This window comes from Fructilactobacillus sp. X2R5C3 (assembly GCF_059901325.1).
The window spans coordinates 75,001-92,806 of record NZ_JBWXUY010000004.1 but is presented as its reverse complement, the minus strand read 5'-3'; the positions used below and the strand labels follow the sequence as shown (position 1 = coordinate 92,806).

Below are 17,806 nucleotides of genomic sequence, written 5' to 3'. Positions count from 1 at the left end.
CAACGTCTACGTCATTATAGCAGACTCATATATGATACAAAAGTGTTGTATAATCATACTGTTAATTTGTTAAAAAGAAAAGAGAGGTATCAAGATGGCAGTACTAGAAACTAAAAACCTATGCTACGACGCTGATGGACGTGAGATTATCAAGGATATCAGCTGGAGCGTTGATGCCGGAGAGATCGTTACGATCACTGGTCCATCAGGGAGTGGGAAGACAACTTTTGTGAGACTTTTGGCGGATCTTTTGACTCCCAGTTCTGGTGAAGTAATTTTTGAAGGCCAAAACGTCGCTGATTTAAATCCAATTGAGTATCGGAGAAAAGTATCATACGCCGTTCAGCAACCCACCTTGTTTGGCAATACGGTCAAGGATAATCTTGAGTTCCCATATCAGATTCGAAATAAACCGTTTGATAAAGAACACGCGTTAAAAGCACTTCAAACCGTCGATCTAGGTGATGGTGATTTGGATCGGACGGTCGATAATCTTTCTGGTGGGGAACGCCAACGGGTCGCATTAATTCGCAACATCATGTTTGTGCCTGATGTGCTTATTTTAGATGAGGTTACCACTGGCCTTGATGAAAACACCAAGGAAAGTGTGCACAAGATGATTAATTACATTAATCAAAAAGATCACACCACGGTCATCATGATTACTCATGATCAAGGTGAGATTGACCATGCTACCGAGTTAGTCACAATTGTTAACGGACGACTAGTTAAAGGAGATAAAGATGCCTAATTTAATTGTTTCAAATCAAGCGCTCGCATTAACTGGACTGCTGGTCTTAATCGCGTTATTTGTCGGATGGAAAGAAAAGTTGGGCATTGATAAGTCAATTATCATTGCCACCATCCGTTGTGTGGTTCAGTTATTTATAGTTGGGTACGTTTTACGATTCGTTTTTCGGATCAATAACGTTTTTTTAACCCTGATTTTAATCTTAATTATTTTGTTTAACGCAGCTTATAACGCCAAAGGACGTAGTGACGGTATGGAACACGCACTCCCCATTTCCATCATTGCATTAGGAAGTAGCACGATTGTGGTACTTGCGGTATTAGTCTTTGCGGGAGCAATTAAGTTTATCCCGTCTCAAGTGGTACCAATTACCGGAATGGTTGCCAGTAACTCAATGGTTGCCCTGGGACTGTGTTATCGAAGTATGAATTCCATGTTTAAAGACCGGAGACAGCAGATTATTGAAAAATTAGCTCTGGGAGCCGACGTGAAGACATCCTGTTCTGACATTGTGCGTGACAGCATTAAGACCGGGATGCAGCCCACGATTGATACTGCGATGACCGTTGGACTGGTTAGTTTACCCGGGATGATGGCTGGTTTAATCTTTGCTGGTGTTGATCCGGTTAAGGCCATTAAGTACCAGATCATGGTAACTTTCATGTTGCTCGGGATTACGGCCGTTAGTTCAATCATCGCATGTTACATGGGTTATCATAGTTTTTACACTAAAAATGACCAGCTTAGAAATATGAATTAATAAGTAAAGGCTCTGATTAGGAGTCTTTTTTATTGCTTCTGATAGGATAAATTGATGGAGTGGTTTATAATTCAATTGGGTCAACAGTTAAATTGGAAAAACGAAAAGAGGGATTCTATGAGTAAAATGACAGCAAGTAGAGCACTGGTGAAAGTGCTTGAGAGTTGGGATGTCGACCATTTGTATGGCATCACAGCTGGCTCTTTGAATAACTTATTGAATGCGCTAGATGAGGAAAAAAAGAACATTAAATATATTCAGGTTAGACATGAAGAGGTCGGTTCTTTGGCCGCTTCCGCTGACCATAAGTATACCGGTAAGATTGGGGTCGCCTTTGGTTCGGCGGGTCCTGGTGCGACTCACATGTTTAATGGTTTATACGACGCGAAGGAAGACAATACGCCAATGCTAGCCCTCGTTGGACAAGTTCCCCAACCAATGATGAACACGCGGTTCTTTCAGGAAATGGATGAACTGCCAATGTTTGCTGACGTTTCGGTTTACAACCGCCAGGCGTCAACTGCCGATCAGATACCAAAGATTATTGATGAAGCCATCAGGACGGCCTATCAAAAGAAGGGGCCAGCAGTCGTCATCTTACCGAATGATTTACTTGGAACTGAGATTGACTATGAACCAACTAAGACGGCCAACGTTTCAAGTAGCATTAAAACGGTTCACCCTAAACAAGCTGACGTTGATGAAGCCATTAAGATGATTAAGAAAGCCAAACATCCGGTTCTTTGGTACGGAAGAGGTGCTAAGGGTGCCCGAGATGAGATCGTGAAAGTTTCCGATCAGTTTAGCATGCCAGTCTTGTCCACGGCTCCTGCAACTGGGATTATGCCAAACGACAATCTGAGTTACATGGGTGCTCGTGGTAGACTGGGAACGAAACCCGGATTTGAAGTTTCTCAGGCTGCCGATCTGATTATTATGCTTGGAAACGACTTTCCGTTTGCTCGCTTCATGCCTAAAGATAAAAAAATCATTCAAGTTAATAACAATCTGGCTGATTTGGGTCGTCAGTATCAGGCCAACCTCACGATTCACGGTGATGCCAAGGAATTCTTAGAAATGTTAATTGATTCAGATGTAAAGCTTCCTAAGAGTGATTTCTTAAAAGCCGCTCGAATTGATCGCGAGAATTGGTTAAAATGGCTTGATAGCATTGCGACTGACTACGACGAGGGTCTTAGAGCTGAGACTGTTTTGAAGGCAATTGCTGACCATTCTAAGTCGAATGCGGTTTATGGACTTGACGTTGGAAACAACACCATGCATTCCATTCGTCAACTTCCCTTTAATCAGCAGCAGCAGTTTGCCATGTCACCGTGGTTTGGAACAATGGGCTTTGGTCTACCAGCTTCCATTGCTGCTAAACTCTCATATCCTGATCGTCAAGTTTGGTCGATTTCAGGTGATGGGGGATTCGCAATGGTCATGCAGGATGTGATTACGCAGGCCAAGTACAACTTGCCGATTATCAATGTCGTTTTGTCAAACGAACGCTTTGGTTACATTGAACACGAAGACGTTCAATCTGGCATTAGTGATTATGGTGTTGACCTCTATCAAGCGGATTTTGCCCAGGTTGCTGAAGGCATGGGTGCTCATGGCTTTAAAGTTTCGGGTCAAGATGAACTGGATAGTGTCATGGTTGAGATTGACCGAATGCAGGCCGAAGGTAACACGAAGCCGATTGTGATTGACGCTAAGATTAAAGCGTTTGACCCAATTGATACTAGTTTTGTCCCACTTGACCCAGAAAACTTTGACCAAAAAACGATTGATGCGTACAAGAAACGTTATAACGTTTATGGTCAACCAGCATTGAGCGAGATTTTAAAAAGTTTGAAATAGTGGTTTAAATAAAAATAACCGATCTCGGTTGAGATCGGTTATTTCTTTTGCTTATTTTTTCTTCGTCTTTTCGTCTTCGTCAATATCAACGGCAACCGTTGATTCATCACCAACATCTAACGCTTGATGCTTTAGGTGAGGGAAGATGTATTTATCAGCAAGTCCAGTGATTCCACCTTGGAATAGAAACGCAAAGATCGTTCCTACTCCTAAGTTAGTAAATTGACGAGTAATTGCAAAGGCAACCACTGCCATGACAGTCGGTGGGATGTAGGAAGCCCACATGGCTTTCCCAGCAGCACCATTGAAGTACTTAAATCGCAGGATCTGCATCAAATCATCAGCGGGATGCAAGACTAAGTTGACTCGTTGGTAGATTGAGATGGCGGTTGCAATCAATGCTACCCCGAAGAAATTCAAGAGAACATAGAAAGCGACCATCATCCAACCCTTGGCTTCAGGGAATCCAGCAAAAAATGATACTTTTCCAATTACTGGAAGTGAACCATCCATGAAGAAGTCATCAAAGACCTGGATGAGTGCTGAGAACGGAACCATGAAGATGACGTTTCCAATGGCACGTCCCCAATCCCAGTGACCGACTAAAAAGGCGTTCAAAATGGTAATGGCAACTCCCAAGATTAGAAATGCCCAGAATAAGTTCCAGTGAAAGGCATTTCCAAGGTTGGTTTCGGCTGCGGTCCAGTAAGCTGAACCTAGAAAAGATGGATGAATCTTAGCAGTTGTTACTAGAGTCAAAACATTTCCAGCAGAGTTAATTATTAATGAAAGGATAAAGAACATAATTGAAGCTGTCATGGAAATGGTACGTTTGGCTTTTCTATTAGCGGTTTTCTTCGCCATAGTTTCCCTCCACGATCAGATTTTGGTTCAATTATTTAAGACTACCATTAACTTTAACAATTGACTTGCCTTGAACCTTGTCAGTACCAGCTAATACACCAGGTACTTGTTCTAAAGTAAGGATGTTGTGTTGGAAAGGTGTAACCTTAACGGAACCATCTGAAAGTAAAGCAATTGAATCTTCGAAACTGTGGGGGTTAATCATTGAACCCTTGATGGTTAATTGCTTCTTGAAGATTTCGTAAGTGTTCATGTTAAATGTTTGACCTGGTGCACCAACACCAAACATCATAACTTGAGCGCCAGGATTAGTTGCTTCAACAGCTTGTTCTTGGGTTTCAGGCTTTCCAACACATTCGATTACCATGTCGTACTTGTCAGTGATTTTTTCCTTAGTCGTGTTGATAACCTTGTTTAAGTTAAGTTCTTTCTTTTCCCAAGCAAGGTTTTCATCATGTCTACCAGTCATGTCAATGTTCTGGATTCCGTAGATTCTAAGTAGTTGAGCAAACAACTTAGCCATGTATCCATCACCAATGATTAAAGCGTGTTGGTAAGGGGTAATGTTTTCGGTGATCTTCATCGTGTGAACGGCACATGAAAGTGGTTCCATTGAGCATGCAGTTTGAAGTGATAGTTCATCAGGAATGTGGTAAACAACCTTTTCTGGGGCAGTGAAGTAGTCTTCAAGACCACCATCTCTAGTTACACCAACGGCCGATAGGTTTTCACACAATTCGTAGCGGCCAGTGTGACAGTAGAAACATTTGTCACAGTAAATGTTAGGGTCAACAACAACACGGTCACCCTTCTTGAAGTCCTTAACGTTCTTTCCAACTGCGGAAACAACTCCAGAGTTTTCGTGACCTAACACGATTGGAGGAGTAGCATCAGCTGAACCTGGGAGACCATTGTATAAGGCGTGGTCGGTACCACAGATACCAGCGTAGGCAGTTTCAACTAAGACTTCGTCGTCCTTAGGGGTTGGGACATCTCTGTCTTCAATCTCCATGTGTTGCTTAGCTGTCATAACTAAAGCTTTCATTTTTGACATAAGATAACTTCCTTTCGAAAAGTTGATGAATTAATATCGTTACAATCTGAACATAACTGATCGAAAAAAATGGAAAGATTTCTTTCAGGAATATCAGATTTGTTTCCAAGTAATAATGTAAACCGTTTGAAAACTGTTTGCAAGGGCATTCCAGCTTCTGAAATAGATCCAATAAAAATTGAACAAAGAAGAAATTTGATAAGTGAAATAGATAACGGCATTAGAGTGGGAATTAAGCAATTAATTTTAATTATTGTTATGAAAAAATTACGAAAATATTTCACAAAATTATTTTTTTAATTTTCCGTTAAGGCCGTTCTTACTTTCAGGTTAAAATTTACTTTTGGTTAAATTAGTTTAAAATGGACACTACTAAAAAAGAAGGAGAGAACCAAATGGCTTATTTAGAACTAAGAAACATCAAAAAGTCCTATTATGTGGATAATCAGGATTTTCATGTTTTAAACGGGATCAGTCTCAACTTCGATCGTGGGGAATTTGTTTCCATCCTGGGAGAATCTGGTGGTGGAAAGACGACCCTTATGAATATTATCGCTGGACTAGACAGTGATTATTCCGGTGACGTTTTAATTGACGGAAAATCGTTAAAAAAAGATACCAGTAAACAACTTGATGAGTATCGGCGCAACACAATTGGTTTTATCTTTCAAAACTTTAACCTTGTGAATCATCTGACCATTAAAGAGAACGTGATGGTCTCTTTAGAAATGACAACTTTAACGCATAAAAAACAAGAAGCACGGGCCACTGAACTTTTAAAAAAGGTTGGTTTGTATGACCACCGTAACAAGTACCCCAATCAACTCTCAGGTGGACAAATGCAGCGGGTTTCAATTGCTCGAGCACTTGCTTCTGACCCAGATATCATCATTGCTGATGAGCCAACTGGTGCCTTGGACGCTCAAAATACTGATGACATCTTGGAACTAATGAACGAAATTGCCGAAGACGGAAAACTGGTAATTGCCGTCACCCACTCTCAGGTGGTTGCCAATTATGGAACGAGGATCGTTCATTTAGCCAACGGGAAGATTGATGAAGATAGGATTTTAAAACCCGCTTACCCGGTTAATAAAACGCAGGCGGACTTTCAGGCGCGTCCGGCCAAACTTGCTTCCATCTTTACGATGGCCTTCGAACACTTTCGTTATAACCTGAAGCGCAACCTGTTAATTATTTTTGGGGCGGCCATCGGCATCTTTTCGGTCATTTTCATGTTAGGTCTCGGCAATGGGGTCAAGGGATACATTAATCATGAAATTTATTCAGAGGTTAATCCCACTACCATTCAAGTTAGTCGAAAACAGAAACAGGGAGAGGAACAAAACCCTAAAAATGAACTTCTGACCAACCAGGATAACCAACAGTTGCAGGACCTAAAGAATGTCAAAAGTTCAACGTTAGGTAAGTTTTTAGCTGGCGGTCAGTTTAAGGCGGCCGATAAAACCGCTTCCGTTCAGTACATTCAAACATACTATCAAGGAGCGGTCTTAAAGAAGAACATTAAATCCGGAGCAGTCCCCACTAAAGATAATCAGGTGTTGATTAATAAGAAGACGGCCCAAAGCTTTAATAAGAAGAAGCCGTACGACATGACGGGCCAAAAAATTAAGTTGTTTGCGAATGCTCCCGATGATAACGGGCAGCCCCACGTCCTATCAAAAGAGGTTACTGTGAGTGGGGTGACTAGTGACGTGAACCCAATGGCACTTGTTAGTTCCAACACGATGAAGTCAATGTTTAGTGAGGCTAAAATGAAGTACGAACCGAACTTTGCCGCGGTGAACATCGCTGGTGGAGTTCCCAACGTTCAACCCGTTCAAGATAAGATTAAGTCGTTGAAGGGACCCAATCAACAAGCCAAGTACCAAATTACTGGTGCGGGTGCGATTGTATCAACACTGAACACTTACATTAACGTCGCTGTTTGGGTTCTAGCAGGAATTGCGGCAATTTCGCTCCTTGTGTCAGCAATTATGATCATCGTGGTGCTCTACATTAGTGTTGCCGAACGAACCAAGGAGATTGGGATTCTAAGGGCACTTGGTTTTACCAAGGGCAACATTCGAAACCTATTCTTCTCTGAAGCCTTTATTCTGGGAGTCTTCTCGTCCATCTTTGCGGTTATCATAGCCTACCTGGCCGAATGGGGAGCGGATACGATTTCTAATGGAGCGATTAAGTACGCAATTGTTCAAATTTCACCGGCCAATTCCATTATTGGGGCACTAGTCTTTGTTATTATTTGTTTACTAGCAGCACTTGCTCCAGCAGCCAAGGCCGCTAAATTAGATCCAATTGTGAGTCTGAGTTCCGAATAAAGATTAAAAAATTAATTAAGCTATTGCAATTATAGGAAAGTTGGACCAAACTAACTTCTAAACCAAATAAGAGCTATCCCGTTAATTCGGGATGGCTCTTATTCATTAGGAATTACTAAATTGTAATGGAGGGGTTCATTTTGAGAATTGGAATTGCGGCAAACGTTAACCGGATTAAGACGCCTAACTATAACCTTGATTACGCCAATTATACTGCTCAAGTTTTTATTGATTTACTGCAAAAACACGGCATTCTGCCTGTTATTATTCCCATGGCTGAGCTTGATATGATTTCCGAATACGTTGACTTAGTTGACGGCCTAATTATTCCTGGTGGTCAAGATGTTCAACCGGAATTATTCCACGAAAAATCAGTCGAACCAGACGATGCGCACTATCGACCCCATGATGAGTGGGAAATGGGACTGATTAAAGAAACGGTGCGCCGGAGAAAACCACTTTTAGGGATCTGTCGGGGGCTTCAAGTCTTAAACGTAGCTTTTGGTGGTAGTCTTTATCAAGACATTGCCACTGATTTACCCAAGTCTAACGTTCAACACGTGAAACACGACGATCCAAAGCATAATTTTCATGAGGTGCAAGTGAAAGCCAAAAGCCAGTTGGTCCATTCCGTTGGAAACCATCCGGTGGTGAACTCAATTCATCATCAGGCCCTAAAAAAGGTCGGAGAGAGTTTGACCGTCACGGCCAAATCTCCCGATGGCGTCATCGAAGCGGTTGAAAATGAAGATGCTAGTATCATGGGAATCCAGTGGCACCCAGAATTATTGTGGCAAAACGATCCAAAAGAGGAACAGTTATTTTTGGACTTCTTTGAGCGAACCAGTAACCAATAAATAGCGAAAACCACCTTGATAGAAATATCAGGGTGGTTTCTTTGTTACTTGTTGTTTTCAAAGTATTCTTCATCGTGATTGGTGCTGTGACTGAGTTCGACCATCTTGCCGGTTTGATTGTAAACTAACCATTCGGCGAGGTTCACGACGTGGTCACCGATCCGTTCGAGCAATCGGATGACCATTAAGTAGCTTAGGGCCGCTTGCGCCGTCTTACTGTTCTTTTTCAGGGATTCAGTTACTAACTTTCTGGTGGAATGGTAATACTTGTCAATTGATTCATCCTGGTCAGCAATTTTCTTGGCTTCCGAGGCATTCCCCTCAAAGAAGGCCTCTAGTACCTGTTCTAACATTGAACGGACTTGTTCAGTCATTTCACTGATGACTTTTTCGACCGCCGGGATTCGTTCATGGCCCTTGGCGTTAATGGTTTCTCTGGCAATCGTATTGGCGTGATCGCCGATTCGTTCTATGTCGGTACTGGCCTTTAGGATGCTGATAATTTGACGAAAATCACTGGCAACGGGTTGCTGAAGTGCGATCAGTTGTAAGGACTGTTTCTCTAAATCCATTTCTTCGTTGTTGATTTTGGGGTCCTCCGCAATGATTTTGCGTGCGAGGTCCTTATCATGATCAATGAAAGATTTGGTGGCTTGATAGATTTGTTCACTACTGTCAAATCCCATTTCCATGAAGTGTCCTTTAAGTTTCTTTAATTCATCATCAAATAATGCTCCCATAGTCATTCTCCTTATCCAAATTTTCCGTTGAGATAGTCACTTGTTTCTTGCTTATCAGGATTCATAAACATTTTTTTGGTTTTGCCTACTTCCACTAGTCGACCGTTCAGCATGAACGCCGTTTTGTCTGAGATTCGAGAAGCTTGTGACATGTTGTGAGTCACGATGATGATCGTATACTTATCCTTGATGTTTAGGAGGGTGTCCTCAATCATCTGACTCGAAATAGGGTCGAGCGCGCTCGTTGGTTCATCCAGTAAAATCACGTCTGGTTGAATGGCCAAGAGTCTAGCAATGCAGATTCGTTGTTGTTGTCCTCCAGAAAATGAAAGCGCACTTTTATGAAGTTTGTCCTTAACTTCATCCCAGATAGCCGCCTGCTTTAGAGATTCTTCAACGCGTTCGTCCAATAATTGCTTATCCTTAACGCCAGCTAATTTTAAGCCAAAGGTGACATTATCGTACACGGAAAAGGGGAAAGGATTGGGTTGCTGGAAAACCATTCCGACTTCTTTTCGGAGTTCCACGATGTCTTCTTTTGGACCATAAATATTGTGACCATTGAGCGTGAAGCTTCCCGTGATGGTAATGTTTGGAATAAGATCATTCATTCGGTTTAAACAACGGAGGTATGTCGACTTTCCACATCCAGATGGTCCAATTAGGGCGGTAATCTCATTTTGTTTGAAGTTTAAATTAATGTCGTGCAACGCTTTTCGCTTTCCATAGTACAAATTGACGTTTTCAGTTTTGATAATCTCTTTTGGTTCCGTTTTAGTTGTCATTTACTTCTCCTTAACCGAAGTTGCCGGAAATGTAATCCTCAGTGGCTTTGACCTGTGGTCTGGTGAAAATGTCAGCTGTTTTAGCGTACTCCATGACGTGTCCAAGATGGAAGAAGGCGGTATAGTCACTGACTCTGGCGGCTTGTTGCATGTTGTGGGTCACGATGATAATCGTATATTTTTTCTTTAACTCTAGAAGCGTTTCTTCAATCTTAGAGGTTGAAATGGGATCAAGAGCACTCGCTGGTTCGTCTAACAACAAGATGTCAGGTTGCATGGCGATTGAACGAGCGATACAGAGCCTTTGAGCCTGTCCACCAGATAATTCAAGGGCGCTTGTATCCAGCTTGTCTTTGACTTCGTCCCATAGTGCAGCGGCTTTTAGACTTTGTTCTACTCGTTGATCAAGTTCCCGTGGATCTTTTACGCCATGTTTTCTAAGCGCAAATTTAATGTTCTCACGAATGGTTTTGGCAAAGGGGTTGGGGTGTTGGAAGACCATGCCAATGTTTTTTCGAAGGACGTAGACGTTTAATTTTTTTTGGTTAATGTCTACGTCTCTATACATGATTTTACCGGTAACGTTCGCCACACCATCATTCATTCGATTGAGACAGCGAAGGAAGGTTGATTTGCCAGATCCCGAGGCTCCAATGAGGGCGGTGATCTTGAACCTTGAAAACGCCAGCGAAGCATCAAAGGTAGCCTGCTTTTTACCGTAGAAGACGTTCACGTCCTCGGTCTCAAGGGCCATTTCTCCTGGTGGTGTAATAATTTGATGGTGGTCTAAATCGTAATTTTGTTGAGCCATGTTTTAACCTCGCTTTTTTCTAGAAGTCCCAGTCATCTTGCGGTAAGCCCAGTTACCTAAGAACCGAGACGACAGGTTAAAGACTAAAATAACAATGATAAGAACCGCTGAAGCGCCGCTTGAAACAACGTGTGCGTCTGGAACAATTCCCTCGGTATTTAGTTTCCAGATATGAACTGCAAGGGTCTCAGCTGGACGCATGGGATTTAGGAAACTGCTGGGACTGAAAGGATTCCAGTTGGTGTAACTTACGATTGGGGCACTTTGACCAGCCGTGTAAATCAAGGCGGCGGCTTCCCCGAAGATTCGACCAGAACTAAGGATGACACCGGTGATGATGCCCGGGATCGCGAGGGGTAGCACAACTCCAGTAATGGTTTTAAACTTGGAGAGTCCAAGCGATAACCCGGCTTCTCTTTGTAACTTTGGCACCTCTTCGATGGAATCTTCGACACTTCTGGTAAGGAGTGGCAGGTTGAAGATGGTTAAAGCAATCGCTCCTGACAGAATGGAGTAGTCAAGTTGAAACTTGATTACTAGCACCAAGTATCCAAACAAACCAACGACAATGGAAGGCAATGAACTTAGAACCTCAATGGCCGTTTTAACGAGCGTTGTGAGCCAGTTGTCCTTGGCGTACTCTGCCAGGTAAATTCCGGCCCCAAGACTGATTGGCAGCGAGATGATGATCGTCAGTATTAGCAGGTAGACGGAATTAAAGAGCTGATCTCTAATTCCACCGCCGGCACTGATTGAACTGGACGTGGTGGTTAAAAACTTCCACGAGATATCGGGTAGACCGGTAATGAGGATGTAACCGAGTAGGAAGATTAAGATCAGAACTACGACTAAGACTAAGGCCCAGATGGTCCCAATGGCGAACTTATTAATTTTTTTGGCATTTATTTTCATTTTTTAAATGCACTCCTCTTTCCAATTAGTTTTACGATGACGTTGAATACTAGTGACATTACTAGTAAAACTAAGGCCAGTGTCCACAAGGCGTTGTTAGGCAACGTACCCATGATGGTATTACCCATTTGAGTCGTCAGTTGACTGGTTAAAGTTGCAGTTGGACTTGTCAAGCTGGTTGGCATGAGGACTGCATTTCCAATGACCATTTGAACGGCTAGTGCTTCACCAAAGGCGCGCGCCATTCCGAAGATCATCGCGGTAAGGATTCCCGGAGTGGCAGCCCGTAAGACCACTTTGTACATCATTTGCCATTTAGTGGCTCCAAGTGAAAGAGCAGCACTCCGGTAGTCTCGTGGAACGGCCTTTAAAGCATCGACTGACATTGAGGTGATGGTCGGAAGAACCATGACGAACAAAACGATGGTAGCTGGTAAAATTCCAGAACCGGTCCCTCCAAACACCGTTCTAACGATGGGAATCAAGACCATTAGGCCGATGAAACCATAAACAACGGATGGAATTCCAACGAGTAATTCGATTACTGGTTGCAGAATCTTTTGCCCTCGTTTGGGAGCGATTTCGGTCATGAATAGGGCCATGGCAATCGCAAATGGGGTGGCAAGAATAGCGGATAGTAGGGTGACCGCAAATGACGTGACGATCATTGGAAGTGCCCCAACTTCTGGTTTCCCATTTGGTCCCGTTTGACTGGGATTCCAGTCCCCCTTAGTGAAGAAATCGATGATACTGACGTGATCGGAAGTAAAGGTCGCCAGTCCCTTGGTGGTGATGAAGAAGAGGATGGTAATGACGAGGATGCCGATCAGGCCGATACATATGAGACTGATAAAATGACCAACTTTATCTTGATGAGTTTCTTTTGATGGTTTCAGTAATTTTTCTTTAATGTCATTCATATAAAAACCACTTTCATAATTATTTAACCGCTTGAACTTGACCTTCAGCATTCTTTTCAAATTTCATGTTTTTAACTTGAATGTATCCGATCTGCTTGACTAATTTCTGTTGAACATGATCTGAAAGCATGTAATCAATAAATTTTTTGGTGGTTCCACTGGGCTTGCCCTTGGTATACATGTGTTCATACGACCAGATTTTCCAATTGTTATGTTCCACGTTGGGGTCGGTTGGTTGCACCTTATCGATGGAAATACTTTGCGTTTTATTGTTTAAATATGGAAACGAGAGGTAACTAACCGCACCGGGAGTCGATGAGACAATCTGTTGCACCGTTCCGTTTGAGTCTTGTTGCTGAGCGTTGATGGCTTTTTTGCCCTTTAAAACGGATTGTTCAAAGGTCATCCGGGTTCCACTTCCTTCGACCCGGTTAATCACCACGATCTTGACGTTATTTCCGCCGACCTGCTTCCAATTGGTGACTTTACCAGTGAAGATTTGTTCAAGTTGTTTCATTGAGAGATTTTTCACTCCCACTTTTTTATTGGCGACCGGGGCAATTCCAACAACGGCAACCTTATGATCAACTAAATCTTTAGCAGTAACACCTGGTTGTTGGGAAGCAAAGACATCTGAATTACCAACATTGACGGCTCCCTGTTGGATTTGGCTTAGGCCAGTTCCAGATCCACCACCCTGGACGTTAATGTTAACTTTCGGGTTACTAACCTGATACTCCCGACTTGCTTGCTCGACCAGTGGTTGAAGTGCTGTGGAGCCAACGGCGGTAATCTTATTACCGTTTTTGGCCTTGGTGGAAGAAGATGATCCGCACGCGGCTAGTCCCAGCGCCAGCAGTCCACACGTTAATATCAATGCAACCTTTTTCTTTTTGCCTAATGACATGGACGAAATCTCCTTTGGTTTAAATGGACATTATTTTGTTTACGAACCAAGTATATAAGGTGAATGTAAATGTTAAGTAAATTTTACGGTCTTTTTATGTAAATGTTTGGTAAAGCCAAAAAGAACCCCTTCAAGTGCTATTGAAAGGGTTCTTAAATAACGGTGTTATTAAAAACAAACTAAATGGACAGCCATGCCATCCATCCCGGGTAGAAGAAGTCGTAGAGGTTGTTACACAGCATGATGGCCTCTTGCTCGTTATACCGATGTTTCAAAATGTCACAAAAAGTAGCATAAAACGAGAACACGTGAAAATGCAGTTCCTGGTAGTTAAACTTAAAGCTAACAAGGATGATATTACGTTCTTGCATGATCCCAATGGCGTTAGCAATTTTTTGGGTAAAGTACTTCGTTAGCATTTCGGCTAGATTGTCGTACTTCGACCCCTCTGATTTAAAAAGAATTAATTCTTTATACTTCGGATTAGCGTAAAGGGTGTGGATGATTGGATTCATATTCAAAATGTTTTGTTTCCACACCGTTTGAACGTTGGCTGGACTGATTTTAGCCATTCCCTGATTAAACTGATTCTCATATTCGTCTTTTAGTTGCTTAATAAAGGGATCAAGAATTTCATCTAGAATCGCATCCTTTGATTCAAAGTGTTTGTAAAAGGAACCGGTTGTCCGGTTAGCGTTTCGGCAAATTTCACGAATCTTTGTCTTATCAAACCCATTTTTTAGAAAGGCCTCAAAACCGGAATCTAGTAATAGAGAATGGGTTTTATCCTGGTTACGAACGTTTGCCATGAAAATTCCTCCAGTGGATTGATTGCTTGATTTAAGATAACAGTGTTATATTAAGTGAGTATTATTTGCTTAATGATAGTCAACTTAACTTCGGATGATGTTTCAAAGGAGAAAAACAATGATAAAAAAGCTTAAGTTAAGTATAACAGCAATTTTAATCTTATTTTGTGTCATCGTGCTAGTTGGTTGTGGCAAAAAATCAGGAGATGAACGGGCCAACCATAAGCTGAGAGTGGTTACCTCAACTAATTTTTATGGTCAAATTGCGAAAAATGTTTTGGGAAATCAGGGGAGCGTTCAGCCGATTATTAAGGGAAGCGGTGACCCACACGATTTTGATCCTTCAACGAGTGATGCGAATCAAGTTGCAAGAGCAGACGTGGTCGTTGAAAATGGCATTGGATACGACGATTGGATGAAAAAGCTGGTAAAGAATGGAAGTGATCAGACGTCGGTTGTCAACGTTTCAAAGGTGATGAACCGAAAAGATGGGGATAACGAACACATTTGGTATGATCCTGACACCGTTAGTAAGCTCGTCAACCGACTGGCAGACGTCTATAGTGAAAAACAACCGAATCACAAACGTTATTTTCATGATAATGCCAAGCGGTATTTAAAAGAATATGAACCAGTTAAGCAGCAAGCGGAAAAGGCACGAGATAATCTGAACGATCACCAGTTAAATCGCAAGGTCGACGTCAGTGAACCGGTTTTCGATGATGCCCTTCAGTACATGGGATACAAGGTAAATGACTCTGATTTTGCCAATGCGACCGAGAAAGAGGTTGATCCGTCACCTAAGAGTATTCAGAGCATCAGGGATGATATCACTCACCATCGGATTGCTTTCTTTGTTGATAACACGCAGGCTGACAGTAAAATGGTCAAGAACCTCGTCAAGTTAGCTAAGGATCATGATGTGCCGGTTGTAAAATTGACCGAAACGATTCCTGAAGATAAAAACTACTTGGAGTGGATGGATGATGCCTATCAGCAGGTGGTCAGGATTCAAAATAATGAAATGAAGAACAAATAAAAAGATATCTAAACCTATTAGTGATTTAGATATCATTTATTATTGCTTATTTAATTCAGCTTCAAATTCATAACCAAAGCCACGGATCGTTTTGATTAAGACGGGCTCTTTGGGATTAGGTTCAATCTTGTCCCTTAGATGACTGATGTGCATTTCAAGCATCCGCGAGGACTGGTCAATGTAAAGATCGTTCCAAACACCGTTTAGGATTTGTTCACGACTCAGGATCCGTTTAGGGTGAGTCAGAAAGTACTCTAAAAGCTTGAATTCCTTAGGCGTTAGTCGGAGCGAAGTACCATTTTTGGTAGCAACCTTCTGATCTAAATCAACGTCGATGTCAGAAAAGTGAAATCGTGGCTTGACCTTCTTATTTTTTTCCTGCTTTAGACTATTATTTTCGTCTTGGTAGAAACGGGCGCGATGTTTCATCCGGAGCATGACTTCGTCAGCGTTGTATGGTTGGATGATGTAGTCATCGATGCCAACTTTAAATAATTGATCAACGATGCCCTCGTCCTTTTTTTCTCCCAGAGCGAGAATTGGAAGTGAGGCCGTTTGGCGGATTTTAGGGATAAGTTCGATCAACTTTTGAGTTGCAACGGTACTTAGGTCCCAAATAATGGCCTGTTCTTCGTACTTTTGAATGGATGATAAGAGGCTTGAAACATCGTATAAATCGTCGACAAAGTATCCATTGTCATTAAAGGTTTGGTTGAAACTAAGTGCTAATGATAATTTTTCAGTCACTAAAACAATGTGATTCATGGCACCATCCCGATTAAAAATCACGCTTCTCTTTCTTCACTCATTATACAGTTTTATGGCTGATAATCGTAACTTTAACGTTTTCACGTAACTAAGCTACTTGGGATCAGAATGTCGGTTCTCTTTTTCCTGTCGTTTTTTGGCGCGATGAAGACTCACTAAGACGGTAATGATGGTTACCACTACGAAAACGACCACCATCATTATGACGAGCCAGATAAACGTGCTTAAATCCATGACGTCCCTTCCCTTCGTTAATGATTGGTTTTATTTTAACACGACCGAAAAGATTAAGTTTTAAGGAAATCACAAATTTATAACTTAATTGATTGTGATAAAATGACTAAGAAGGGGCTTGATGCATATCATGAATGATACAAACGACGCTAATACTACTAACTACTTAGATATCGTAAAAAGATTAGTTTTTGATGAAAAAATTGAATACTTGTTTTGGGGAGCCATGACCACCCTGGTTTACTTTGTCAGTCGGTTCGTTTCGATGAAGATTTTTACCAGTGATTTTACTCCCGTCTTAATTGCCCAAGTTCTGTCGATTGCGTTTGCTTTTGTGGTGAACAAATACTTTGTTTTTAACAGTGGAACGCAGTCCAAGACACTTCAGGCTCAGATCGTTAACTTTGTTTCGGGACGATTGTTTGTTTTAGTCCTCGACTTTTTGATGACTTACGTAATGATCGATAAGTTTCCGCAATTTTTCATTAAGATTTTATTTTTAGATCACTTAAACTATTCGGCTTGGCTATTCCAACTTCCCGTTGTTCACGGGTTGATTGGGAGTCCCACGTTGTTTAACAGTTTTATCTGTGTGGTTGGAACACAAATCATGGCCATTGTGATTAATTACTTTGTTTCTAAGTACTTTGCTTTTAAATAAAATCAAAAAAGCATCCATTTTTTCTAGGTGGGTGCTATTTGTTTGCGATGTAATCCAAAATCTTGAATAAATCGCGATGGTTCTGTTTTGAAATTGGGTGGTTAATGATGGTGTTTTTAGACTGACTTAAAACGGACCCAGTAAGGTAAGAGTAGTCGTTAATTGCCATTTCGGTGACGTTGTCGTGGTTGGGTTCAAGGTGAAACTGGAGGCCAACGAGGTTATCCTTTACAAATCCCTGATTAACGAGTTGATCACTTGAGTACAATAACGAGGCACCATCTGGAATCTGAAACGTTTCCTCATGCCAGTGGAGCACTTCTAGTTGGTTGGATAATCCGGAGATGAGTTTTGTTTTTAAGTAGACGGGAGCAAACCCAACTTCCTTAGTGTGCGAGTCAAAGACGGAAGCTCCTAGAACTTTGGCCATTTGTTGGGCACCAAAGCAGGCGCCAAAGACTGGTTTTCTTTGGCTAATCATCCGTTTGATTAGTTCACGTTCGGATTTGATCCAGTTTGTGTCGTCGTTGACGCTCATTGGGCCGCCTAAGATTACTAACATGTCGGTTGTAGCAGCGTCTGGTAGCACCTTAAACTGAGAAGGATGATAAACGAACATCTGGTAATGGTTGTGATGAATCCAGTCGGAGATTGCTCCGGGTCCCTCATCAGAAGTGTGTTGCAAAATACTTACTCTCATTATTGTTGTTCCCCTTGAATTGACCGTGA

General features: G+C 41.9%; 20 protein-coding genes. 8 read left to right on the top strand and 12 right to left on the bottom strand.

The window, feature by feature from the left end; translation table 11 throughout:
• The first annotated feature begins 94 nt into the window (after positions 1–94).
• The 3 genes from AC6UDE_RS06455 to spxB all read left to right on the top strand — a co-directional run bounded on the left by AC6UDE_RS06455 (position 95) and on the right by spxB (position 3,374).
• Entirely contained in the window at positions 95–751 is a 657-nt protein-coding gene (locus AC6UDE_RS06455) for an ABC transporter ATP-binding protein (protein ID WP_500694055.1), read from the top strand.
• Complete coding sequence (locus AC6UDE_RS06450) at positions 744–1,511, top strand: ABC transporter permease (RefSeq protein WP_500694054.1); 768 nt, start codon at positions 744–746, stop codon at positions 1,509–1,511. Before AC6UDE_RS06455 ends, AC6UDE_RS06450 begins: the two co-directional genes overlap by 8 nt.
• A 117-nt stretch (positions 1,512–1,628) precedes the next feature.
• On the top strand, positions 1,629–3,374 hold the full coding sequence (spxB, locus tag AC6UDE_RS06445) for a pyruvate oxidase (RefSeq protein WP_500696958.1): 1,746 nt from the start codon (positions 1,629–1,631) through the stop codon (positions 3,372–3,374).
• Positions 3,375–3,425: 51 nt separating this feature from the next.
• On the opposite strand, the gene AC6UDE_RS06440 is transcribed toward spxB, so the two are convergent.
• The gene (locus tag AC6UDE_RS06440; protein ID WP_500695811.1) at positions 3,426–4,238 is read right to left on the bottom strand and encodes a DUF6198 family protein; all 813 of its coding nucleotides are present in this window, start codon (positions 4,236–4,238) and stop codon (positions 3,426–3,428) included.
• Between the two features lie 31 nt (positions 4,239–4,269).
• Positions 4,270–5,283: a zinc-dependent alcohol dehydrogenase family protein gene (locus AC6UDE_RS06435; RefSeq protein WP_500697022.1), complete on the bottom strand. Its 1,014-nt coding sequence runs from the start codon at positions 5,281–5,283 to the stop codon at positions 4,270–4,272.
• Between the two features lie 78 nt (positions 5,284–5,361).
• Here AC6UDE_RS06435 and AC6UDE_RS06430 point away from each other — a divergent pair, with 78 nt between their 5' ends.
• From AC6UDE_RS06430 to AC6UDE_RS06420, 3 genes are all read left to right on the top strand, one after another.
• Complete coding sequence (locus tag AC6UDE_RS06430; RefSeq protein WP_500694051.1) at positions 5,362–5,592, top strand: hypothetical protein; 231 nt, start codon at positions 5,362–5,364, stop codon at positions 5,590–5,592.
• Positions 5,593–5,687: 95 nt separating this feature from the next.
• Positions 5,688–7,634, top strand: a complete 1,947-nt coding sequence (locus tag AC6UDE_RS06425) for an ABC transporter ATP-binding protein/permease (RefSeq protein WP_500696957.1) — start codon at positions 5,688–5,690, stop codon at positions 7,632–7,634.
• A gap of 140 nt (positions 7,635–7,774) precedes the next feature.
• On the top strand, positions 7,775–8,491 hold the full coding sequence (locus AC6UDE_RS06420; RefSeq protein ID WP_500696956.1) for a gamma-glutamyl-gamma-aminobutyrate hydrolase family protein: 717 nt from the start codon (positions 7,775–7,777) through the stop codon (positions 8,489–8,491).
• 44 nt (positions 8,492–8,535) lie between these two features.
• On the opposite strand, the gene phoU is transcribed toward AC6UDE_RS06420, so the two are convergent.
• From phoU to AC6UDE_RS06385, 7 genes are all read right to left on the bottom strand, one after another.
• Complete coding sequence (phoU, locus tag AC6UDE_RS06415) at positions 8,536–9,231, bottom strand: phosphate signaling complex protein PhoU (protein ID WP_500694048.1); 696 nt, start codon at positions 9,229–9,231, stop codon at positions 8,536–8,538.
• Positions 9,232–9,242: 11 nt separating this feature from the next.
• Entirely contained in the window at positions 9,243–10,016 is a 774-nt protein-coding gene (gene pstB, locus AC6UDE_RS06410) for a phosphate ABC transporter ATP-binding protein PstB (protein WP_500695808.1), read from the bottom strand.
• A gap of 10 nt (positions 10,017–10,026) precedes the next feature.
• Positions 10,027–10,827 (bottom strand): phosphate ABC transporter ATP-binding protein PstB, encoded by an 801-nt coding sequence (pstB, locus tag AC6UDE_RS06405; protein ID WP_500696955.1) that lies wholly within the window; start codon positions 10,825–10,827, stop codon positions 10,027–10,029.
• 3 nt (positions 10,828–10,830) lie between these two features.
• A complete protein-coding gene (gene pstA / locus AC6UDE_RS06400) occupies positions 10,831–11,733 on the bottom strand; it encodes a phosphate ABC transporter permease PstA (protein WP_500694137.1) in 903 nt (300 codons plus the stop codon).
• Positions 11,734–11,735: 2 nt separating this feature from the next.
• Positions 11,736–12,659, bottom strand: coding sequence for a phosphate ABC transporter permease subunit PstC (gene pstC, locus AC6UDE_RS06395; RefSeq protein ID WP_500694045.1), 924 nt, complete (start codon positions 12,657–12,659; stop codon positions 11,736–11,738).
• A gap of 19 nt (positions 12,660–12,678) precedes the next feature.
• Complete coding sequence (locus tag AC6UDE_RS06390) at positions 12,679–13,566, bottom strand: phosphate ABC transporter substrate-binding protein PstS family protein (protein ID WP_500696954.1); 888 nt, start codon at positions 13,564–13,566, stop codon at positions 12,679–12,681.
• A gap of 179 nt (positions 13,567–13,745) precedes the next feature.
• Positions 13,746–14,375, bottom strand: a complete 630-nt coding sequence (locus tag AC6UDE_RS06385) for a TetR/AcrR family transcriptional regulator (RefSeq protein ID WP_500696953.1) — start codon at positions 14,373–14,375, stop codon at positions 13,746–13,748.
• A gap of 118 nt (positions 14,376–14,493) precedes the next feature.
• Between AC6UDE_RS06385 and AC6UDE_RS06380 the strand changes: the two genes are divergently transcribed.
• On the top strand, positions 14,494–15,414 hold the full coding sequence (locus tag AC6UDE_RS06380) for a metal ABC transporter solute-binding protein, Zn/Mn family (protein ID WP_500696952.1): 921 nt from the start codon (positions 14,494–14,496) through the stop codon (positions 15,412–15,414).
• 39 nt (positions 15,415–15,453) lie between these two features.
• Here AC6UDE_RS06380 and AC6UDE_RS06375 read toward each other — a convergent pair whose 3' ends face one another.
• Together AC6UDE_RS06375 and AC6UDE_RS06370 are read right to left on the bottom strand one after the other, a co-directional pair.
• Positions 15,454–16,203 (bottom strand): response regulator transcription factor, encoded by a 750-nt coding sequence (locus AC6UDE_RS06375; protein ID WP_500696951.1) that lies wholly within the window; start codon positions 16,201–16,203, stop codon positions 15,454–15,456.
• 72 nt (positions 16,204–16,275) lie between these two features.
• Positions 16,276–16,416, bottom strand: coding sequence for a hypothetical protein (locus AC6UDE_RS06370; protein WP_500696950.1), 141 nt, complete (start codon positions 16,414–16,416; stop codon positions 16,276–16,278).
• Positions 16,417–16,537: 121 nt separating this feature from the next.
• On the opposite strand from AC6UDE_RS06370, the gene AC6UDE_RS06365 reads away from it, so the two are divergent.
• Positions 16,538–17,077 (top strand): GtrA family protein, encoded by a 540-nt coding sequence (locus AC6UDE_RS06365; RefSeq protein ID WP_500694039.1) that lies wholly within the window; start codon positions 16,538–16,540, stop codon positions 17,075–17,077.
• Between the two features lie 34 nt (positions 17,078–17,111).
• On the opposite strand, the gene AC6UDE_RS06360 is transcribed toward AC6UDE_RS06365, so the two are convergent.
• A complete protein-coding gene (locus tag AC6UDE_RS06360; protein ID WP_500696949.1) occupies positions 17,112–17,777 on the bottom strand; it encodes a type 1 glutamine amidotransferase in 666 nt (221 codons plus the stop codon).
• Positions 17,778–17,806 lie beyond the last annotated feature (29 nt).